This window comes from Streptomyces sp. KLMMK, assembly GCF_036961605.1.
GTDB lineage: Bacteria > Actinomycetota > Actinomycetes > Streptomycetales > Streptomycetaceae > Streptomyces > Streptomyces telluris.
In genome coordinates this window covers 1-7,554 of sequence record NZ_JBAMDC010000320.1, presented here as the reverse complement: position 1 = coordinate 7,554, position 7,554 = coordinate 1, and the positions used below count along the sequence as shown (strand labels likewise).

Sequence of the window (7,554 nt, the reverse complement as noted above, 5' to 3'; positions counted from 1 at the left end):
GACGCCCAGGCAGCGAAGGACGCCGCCGCGGCCGCCTTCTACGAGCTCGACACCGCCCAGCGCGAGCTGCGGATCTCCATCGAGACGATCACGGCGGTGGACTCCTCCCCCGCCGCCCGCAAGGCCGAAACGGACTTCGCCGCCCTCGGGCAGCGCATCGACGAGGTCTCCCACGCCTACATCTCGGCCGTCGACTCCCACGACATCGACCGCGAGGACCTCGACGCGGGCTCCGCCGCCCGGGCCCGCGCCGACCTCACCGCCGCCAAGGACGAGCTGCTGCGCGTCAAGGCCGAGCTGGAGCGCTTCGGGCAGGGCCTCGCCCCGCTGCTGAGCGCCGCCGAGACACAGCTCGCCCGGCTCGCGCCCGCCGTGGAGCGGGCCCGCCAGGGCCTCCTCGCCGCCACCCGGGCCCTCGACGCCGTCCGGGAGACCGGCCTCAAGGCCGACGGCCTCGCCGCGCGCCTCGCCGCCCTCTCCCCCGAGCTCACCCGGCTCAACCAGGGCGCCGGGCAGCACGGCGTCCAGGAGACCCTCCGGCGCGCGGAAAGGGTCCTGCACGAGGCCGAGGCCGTGTGCGCCGAGGCCGAGGCGCTGCCGGCGAAGGTCGCCGAGATCGACAAGCGCCTGGTGTCCCTGCGGACGCGTGCCCAGGCCCTGACGACCCGCGCCGCGGGCGTCGAGCCCGTCCTCAGCGAACTGCGCCGCCGCTACAGCGCCGCCTGCTGGCAGGACCTCCAGCAGGTCCCCGAGGAGGCGCAGCGGGCCGTCGCCCGGGCCGAGGAGAAGCTCGCCGAGGCCCGCCGGGCGCGGGACGAGCAGCGGTGGCCGGACGCGCTGTCCCTGCTGTCGACCGTGCGGGCCGTGCTGAGCACGACGGACGAGTCCGTCTCCGCCGCCGGGGACCGGCTGCGGCGGCTGGACGAGGTCTCCTTCGACCACCAGGGCGAGGTCGAGCGCACCCGCTTCGCGATCCGCGACGCCCAGCGGCTCGCGATGGAGGGGCGCAGCACGCCCGATCCGCGGCACGCGGGGCCGCTGGACGAGGCCGTGGAGCGCCTGGAGCGGGCGGTGGCGGGGCTGGAGGGCCGCCACCCGGACTGGTGGCACTTCCTGACCGAGACGGAGGCGGTGCGGGGGGCCGTGGCGGGGGTCGTGCAGGGGATACGGGGGGAGCGGGGGCGGTAGGGCGGTCGCCCGGGCCTGGCTATGCTGCCCGCATGCCTCGTTACGAATATCGCTGCCGTGCCTGCGGTGACACCTTCGAGCTCAGCCGGCCCATGGCCGAGTCCGGCGCGCCCGCCACGTGTCCCGTGGGGCACGAGGACACGGTGAAGCTGCTGTCGGCCGTGGCCGTCACGGGCGGCGGCTCATCCTCCGCCCCGGCCCCGCAGGGCGGCGGCGGAGGATGCTGCGGAGGCGGCTGCTGCTCCTAGCCGCCCGGCGGCTAGGAGCCCACGCGCCGGGCGAGCGTCAGCCCGTCGGCCACCGTGATCATCACGGACTCCATGCGCTTGTCGGCCGCCGCGTGCGTGTTGAACTGCCGCACGGCGGCGCCCATGGGGTGGTTGCCCGGGTCGAGGACGGATCCGGCCATCAGCACGTTGTCGACGACGATCAGCCCGCCCGGCCGCATCCGCGGGACGAGCTCCTCCCAGTAGTTGATGTAGTTGTCCTTGTCGGCGTCGATGAACGCGAGGTCGATGCGGGGCTCTTCGGGCATGGCCCGCAGGGAGTCCAGCGCGGGCGCGATGCGCAGGTCGATCCGGCCGTCGACGCCCGCCTGCTCCCAGGCCTGCCGCGCGTAGGCCGTCCACTCGTCGGAGATGTCCAGGGTGACGAGTCTGCCGCCTTCGGGCAGCGCCTGGGCCATGAAGAGCGCGGACAGGCCGGTGAAGGTGCCGACCTCCACGATGTGCCGGGCACCGGTCAGCCGGACGAGGAAGGCCATCAGCGCCCCCTGCTCCTCGGCGATCTGCTTGATCGCGTGGTCCGGCAGGGCCCGCTGGGTGGTCTCCACCAGCCCGCGTTGCACGGGGTCGAGCGGGGGGTTGTGAGCGAGCACGTACGCGTGCAGCTCGGGCGTGATGGGAGTGCCTTTGAACTCTGCCACGGGGTTCTCCTCGACTCGCCGGCGACTTGTCGCAAACGCGAACGAGCCTACGCCGCCGCACCCGTGAAAGCCCGCAGGATCTCCTCACCCGCGGCCACGCCGCGCGTCTCCAGGGCCGTGACGTGCGGGGCGGACCAGCCGGAGTCGGCGAGTTCGCCGTGGCCGGGCCGCCAGCCGCGGCCGGCCGACAGCAGCAGGTCGGCGTCGAGCAGGGAGTCCCCCGCGGCCAGCACCTCGGAGGCGCCCGCGCGCCGCGCGACCTCGGCGACCGCGGCGCTCTTGGTGAGCGGCCGGGGCACGGCGTAGAGCTTGCGGCCCTGCAGGGACACGCTCCAGCCGCGGGCGCCGGCCCACTCGGTGAGCTCCGCGACCCACTCGCCGGGCAGCAGGGCACGGTCCACGACGAGGTAGGCGAACAGGTCCTCCGCGGTGCGCTCCTTGAGCAGCCACGCCGGGTCGGCGGTCCGCACCAGGTGCGCGCGCACCTCGGCGAGCGTGGCGCACTCGGCGCCGATGCGGCGCTCCACCCCGGCCCGCCAGCCGCGGTCGGACTCGCCGTCGACGAGCAACTCCCCGCCGTTGGCGCAGATCGCGTACGCGGGGGGCCGGCCGGGCAGGCTGATCCGCCCGTACTGCTCGCGCGTCCGGGTGGTCGTGGGCACGAACACGGCCGCGGCAGTCAGCTCCGCGAGCACGGCGGCAGCGGTCTCGGTCATGTACGACAGCGGCTTGCGGTCGTAGACCTCGACGCACAGGAGCCGGGGCGCCGAGGCGTCGGGCCCGGCGAGATCGAGCGCCGCGGCCGAATAGATGAGGGTGCGGTCGAGATCACTGGCGACGACGACGGTCACTTGGCCACCGCCTTGCCGTCGGCACCGGTCGCGCCGCGGGTGTAGCGGGGGTGGATGAGGCCGACGCAGCTGTACGGCAGCCCGTCCACCTCCTCCACGGGCACGCCCCGCTGCTCGGCGAGCAGCCGCACGTGGGCCAGGTCCTCTCCGGTCCCGCGCTGGGCGAGGATCTTCCACGGGACGCGGCGCAGCAGCACCCGGGTGGTCTCCCCCACCCCCGGCTTGACGAGGTTGACGTCGTGGATGCCGTACTCCTCGCTGATCCGCTCCACGGCGGCCCAGCCGGCCCAGGTGGGCGTCCGGTCGGCGGCGGCGAGCTCCTTGGCGTCCCGCGCCACGTCCTCCTCCACCTCGCCGAAGCGGGCGGTGACGGCGTCGAGGAAGGCCCGGGACACGTCGGCCCCGGCGAGCTCCTCGTAGAACTTGGCGCCGTGGAAGTCCTCGGGCCCCACCAGGTCCGAACGCAGCACCGTACGCGAAATGAGCCCGGAGACCGTGGAGTTGAGACAGGCGGACGGAATCAGGAAGTCGTCCCGCGTCCCGTAGGTGTCCACGCACTGCCCCGGGTCGGCCAGCACGGCGATCCGCGGGTCGAAGCCCTCGAAGTCCTCCAGCGCCTCCGCCAGTTCACGCGTGATGGCGCCCTTGCCCGTCCAGCCGTCCACGAAGACGACGTCACGGGGGTCGTGGTGCTCGGCCAGCCAGCGCAGGGCGACCCGGTCGATGCCGCGCCCCCGCACGATGGAGACGGCGTAGTGCGGCAGGTCCAGGCCGTGCGCGTGCCGCGCCCAGCGGCGCATCAGCACCCCCACCGGCGTCCCGGCCCGGGCCAGCGAAACGAGCACCGGCCGCGGCGAACGCTCGGCGAGCACAAGCTCGGTGACGGCCCCCACGGCACGGGCCATGCGACCCGCCGACGCGTCCAGGGCCGCGTGGAAGAGCGCCTGGTACTGCTCGCTCGGCTGGTACTCGACGGGCAGCGACTCGGCGTAGTGCGCACCGCCGCTCTGAATCGCCTCCTCGCGCTCCTCGGTGGGCGCCTCCAGCTCGGCACCGGAAAGGTCCTGGAGGAGCCAGCCGACGTCCTCCGGCTCGTAGGAGGAGAAGGCGGGGCCTCTGAGCGGTTCGGGCATGGAGGAAGCGACCTCGGGAACGTAGGAGGGAACGACGGCCAGCAGCACCTGACCGGTATGCGGGGCGACCGCGTCGAGCAGGCCGCCCGGGGCGTGCAGTGCGGCGGTGTCGCCGCGGGAGTCGACCACGACCACCACGGCGTCGAAGCCGGCGCCCGCCACGTTGTACGCGTAGCGGTCGCCCGGGCCGTCGTCCGGGGCGTCGTGCGCCGGGAAGGTGATCCGCGAACGGATCGCGTAGCCCGGGTCGTCCACGGCCAGCACCGGCGACCGCGTGGTCGTCGAAAAGAGGATGTCCACCCCTCCCAGGGCGTCGTCCAGCGCCTGGGCGAGCCGCAGCGGCGCGTACATCAACTCCTCGTTGCCGAGGACGAGGACGCGCCGCGGGGTGCGATCGCCATCGCCGTCTGCGGGTGCGGCCGTGCCCACCCGTGCCGCCCCGGCGGCACGATTGCCCACAGCCAGGGCGAGCGTGTCCGCCATCCGCGGGAGCGCGGCCTCCAGCAAGACCCGGTGCTCCGGCGTGAAACCGTGCCGGCCCCCGTCGGGAACCCCGGACGGCCACGGGAGGTCGACGCGGGAGGTGGTGGGGGCGCAGGGGTGGGGGTCCGGGGCGCTGACGTGTATTTGCGGGTCCGGTGAGGAAGAGGGCTCCGCTGCGGCACCGCGCTCGGGCCCGTAAATATACGGCCCCGGACCCCCGCCCCGGAGCCCCCGCCGCCGGACCCGAGACGCACCCGCACCCGCACCCGCAGCGGCAGCCGCAGCCGCCTCCCGCTCCCGCTCGGCCACCAGCTCCTGCCCGCGCTCCAGCACCCCCTCCGGCAACCGCACCGCCCCCGAAGCGAGCGCGATCAGATCCACCCGCGCGCCCAGCTCCGCCGCGAACTCGTCCAGACGGGCCCGGTCCCCCTCCGACCGCATGTCGACCAGCGCAACCACGACATACCGCGACCGCGGAAACCGCGCGTGCAACGCCGCGACCGTGTTCAGGACCGTCCGCCCCGTGGAGAACTCGTCGTCGACCAGCACCAGCGGCCCGTCCCCGGAGAAGAACCCCGCGTCCTCCGGCAGCAGCAGGTGCGACGTGGCGTGGCTGTGCTCCTCCTCGAAGCCGCCGACCGGCGCAACCCCCGCCACGGCCCGCCGCGTCGAGTGCAGGTACGGGGCGAGGCCCAGACCATCCGCGACGGCGTGCCCCAGCCCCGTGGCCGTCTCGGCGTACCCCAGGACGACGGCCCGCGCCGCCTCCTCCTCGCCCAGCAAGGCCCGCACCCGCCGCCCGAGCCCGGCCCCGGACTCGTACACCGCCGCCGGCGACGCCGGCACATGCTTGCCCAGCACGTTCGACACGAGCAGATGCGCCCGCTTCGGGTTCCTCCTCAGCGCCAGCCCCAGAAGCCCCGGCAGCTGCGCGTCACCGTCCAGCGAGACACCGAGCCGCTCGGCGACCCACGCTCCGGACCACACTCCGCTCACGCGCCCGCCCCCACGCTCGCCGCCAGCAGCTCCACAAAGCTCACGTCCTCCCGCGCGACGCCGAAGACCTCGGCGCGCAGCATGATCCGCTCGGCCCAGGCCCGGTGCGGCTTCACTTCGTTCATCTTGTTCGTGTAGGCGGACCGCAGCACGCCGCCGCCGTCCCGCTCCGGCCGCAGGATGTCCTGCGCGTCGCTGAACTCTTCATGGCTGACGACGGACAGGGCGTGCACGGGCGCGACGTGCGAGGGATGGATGCAGGTCTTGCCCTGGAGCCCGTTCGCCCGGTCGAGCTGGATCTCGCGCAGGAGCCCGTCCATGTCGTGCTGGATGAGGGCGGTGCGCAGCTCCTCCGCGGGCCCGGCGAAGGGCGTGCGCCGCAGCTGGGGCTTGAACATCCGCTCGTGCTGTCTGAAGTACTCCCACACGGGACCGGTGACGGTGAAGCCGGTGCCGTCGGCCCGCCCGAGCACGTTCACGACGTCGGCGATCACCGAGGCGACGAGCTGGACGTCGTAGGCGGTCATGTCGGGCGCTCGGCGCAGCCCGTACGCGGAGCAGAAGTCGGTGACGCCGAGCCGCAGGGCGAGCACCCGGTCGCGGTACTTCTCGACGGTGCGGGCGATGCCGGCGAGGGCCTCGCGGCGCGTCTCCAGGTGCAGCAGCTCGGGCGACTCCAGGACGGGCATGGCGAAGAGCCGGTGCCCGCACTGCGCTTCAGCCTCGGTGAGCGCTTCCAGGAAGGGCACGCCCCGCTCCTCGGTGAACTTCGGCAGGACGAAGCCGGAGAGCAGCCCGACGGCGGGCCCGAGCCGCCGTACGAGGTCGGTGATCTGGGCGGGCTCGCGCACGCGGATGAAGAGCAGGGGCACGGGGCCGCCGGCGGCGTCCATCGCGGTGAACTGCCGGACGAGGTTCTCCTCGGCGGCGACGACGTCGTGGTCGCCTATGGAGTCCTCCAGGCAGAGGACCATGGACACGACGCCGCGCCCGGCCTGCTTGGCGATGTCGGCGGCGAGGGTCGGCCGCGTGGCGGGGCTGTAGAGCGTGGCGCCGAGGGCGACGGAGAGCGTGCGGGCCGGGGAGCCGGCGTCGAAGGCGACCGGCTCCTGGTGGAACAGTCCATTCCGCACTGAGGGCGCAAGGTGTTCGAAATGCCTCATTACTCTCCCCGTAGCCACGACTTCCCACCGGCTCGTCCGGGCAGAAGTGTGGCCGATTATCGTACGTCCGGCGACCGGTCAAGAGTTCCCCAAGTGCATGAAAATCTGGGGCCCCGTATGAGTCCCCGAAGTGTCGGCCCGGGGAGCCGGCGGGGGCGCCGTGTGCCGGTTTCGTGATCGTCGCCACCGCTGCCGCCCCCTGCGTTGTCCCCCGCAGCCGCGGGAGGGCAGGATTGCGGACATGACGCACGCCATGCTGAAGGGGTCGAACATCCCGCTGGACGCCCGCGCCGTGCGGGCCGTACTGCGCTGGACCCCCGGCCCGGGCGTCCCGGACGTGGATGCCTCCGCCCTGCTCGTGGGCGAGGAGGGCCGCGTCCGCTCGGACGAGGACTTCGTCTTCTACAACCAGCCCCGCCACCCCTCCGGCGCCGTCCGCCACCTGCCGAAGAAACGGCTGGTCGAAGGCTTGACGGACGCGATCGAGACCGACCTGACCGCACTGGAGCCGTCGGTGCAGCGGGTCGTGCTGGCCGCCTCGGCGGACGGCGGCGACTTCGGCGGGGTCCGGGACCTGTGCGTCCTGGTCTACGACGCGGCGGCGGTCCCCCCGGGGCAGACCGGGGAGCCGCTCGCGCTGTTCGAGGTCCGTCCGGAGACGGGCTCCGAGACCGCGATGATCTGCGGGGAGCTCTACCGGCGCGGGGACGGCTGGAAGTTCCGGGCGCTGGGACAGGGCTACGCGTCGGGGCTGGTCGGGCTGGCCACGGAGTTCGGGATCTCGGTCGACGAGTCCGAGGAGGCGGGAAGCGACG

Annotated in this window: 7 protein-coding genes; 3 read left to right on the top strand and 4 right to left on the bottom strand. The window is 73.8% G+C overall.

The annotated features are described in order from the left end of the window. Positions 1-1,188, top strand: a 1,188-nt coding sequence (locus V7793_RS29615; RefSeq protein WP_336012171.1) for a hypothetical protein, incomplete at its 5' end; no start/stop codon positions are given. Between the two features lie 32 nt (positions 1,189-1,220). Beyond that, positions 1,221-1,436, top strand: a complete 216-nt coding sequence (locus V7793_RS29610) for an FmdB family zinc ribbon protein (protein ID WP_168091362.1) — start codon at positions 1,221-1,223, stop codon at positions 1,434-1,436. An 11-nt stretch (positions 1,437-1,447) separates the two neighbouring features. Here the strand turns inward: V7793_RS29610 and V7793_RS29605 are convergent, their stop codons facing one another. From V7793_RS29605 to V7793_RS29590, 4 genes are read right to left on the bottom strand one after another with little or no spacing between them, the layout of a single operon-like run. Continuing rightward, positions 1,448-2,113 carry an O-methyltransferase gene (locus V7793_RS29605; RefSeq protein ID WP_336012168.1) on the bottom strand — a complete coding sequence of 222 codons (666 nt, stop codon included), beginning with the start codon at positions 2,111-2,113 and terminating at the stop codon, positions 1,448-1,450. Between the two features lie 47 nt (positions 2,114-2,160). After that, positions 2,161-2,964 carry an HAD family hydrolase gene (locus V7793_RS29600; protein ID WP_336012165.1) on the bottom strand — a complete coding sequence of 268 codons (804 nt, stop codon included), beginning with the start codon at positions 2,962-2,964 and terminating at the stop codon, positions 2,161-2,163. Then, the gene (locus V7793_RS29595) at positions 2,961-5,567 is read right to left on the bottom strand and encodes a phosphoribosyltransferase (RefSeq protein ID WP_443058020.1); all 2,607 of its coding nucleotides are present in this window, start codon (positions 5,565-5,567) and stop codon (positions 2,961-2,963) included. The genes V7793_RS29600 and V7793_RS29595 overlap by 4 nt, the downstream gene beginning before the upstream one ends. A gap of 5 nt (positions 5,568-5,572) precedes the next feature. Next, positions 5,573-6,739 carry an HpcH/HpaI aldolase/citrate lyase family protein gene (locus V7793_RS29590; RefSeq protein WP_336012159.1) on the bottom strand — a complete coding sequence of 389 codons (1,167 nt, stop codon included), beginning with the start codon at positions 6,737-6,739 and terminating at the stop codon, positions 5,573-5,575. 241 nt (positions 6,740-6,980) lie between these two features. On the opposite strand from V7793_RS29590, the gene V7793_RS29585 reads away from it, so the two are divergent. Further along, the coding region (locus tag V7793_RS29585; protein ID WP_336012156.1) for a TerD family protein at positions 6,981-7,554 on the top strand (574 nt) is incomplete at its 3' end.

What these genes read in the sequence shown, in the direction of transcription:
- V7793_RS29610 (WP_168091362.1), top strand. Translation starts at nt 1,221, where the DNA reads ATGCCTCGTTACGAATATCGCTGCCGTGCCTGCGGTGACACCTTCGAG.
- V7793_RS29590 (WP_336012159.1), bottom strand. Translation starts at nt 6,739, where the DNA reads ATGAGGCATTTCGAACACCTTGCGCCCTCAGTGCGGAATGGACTGTTC.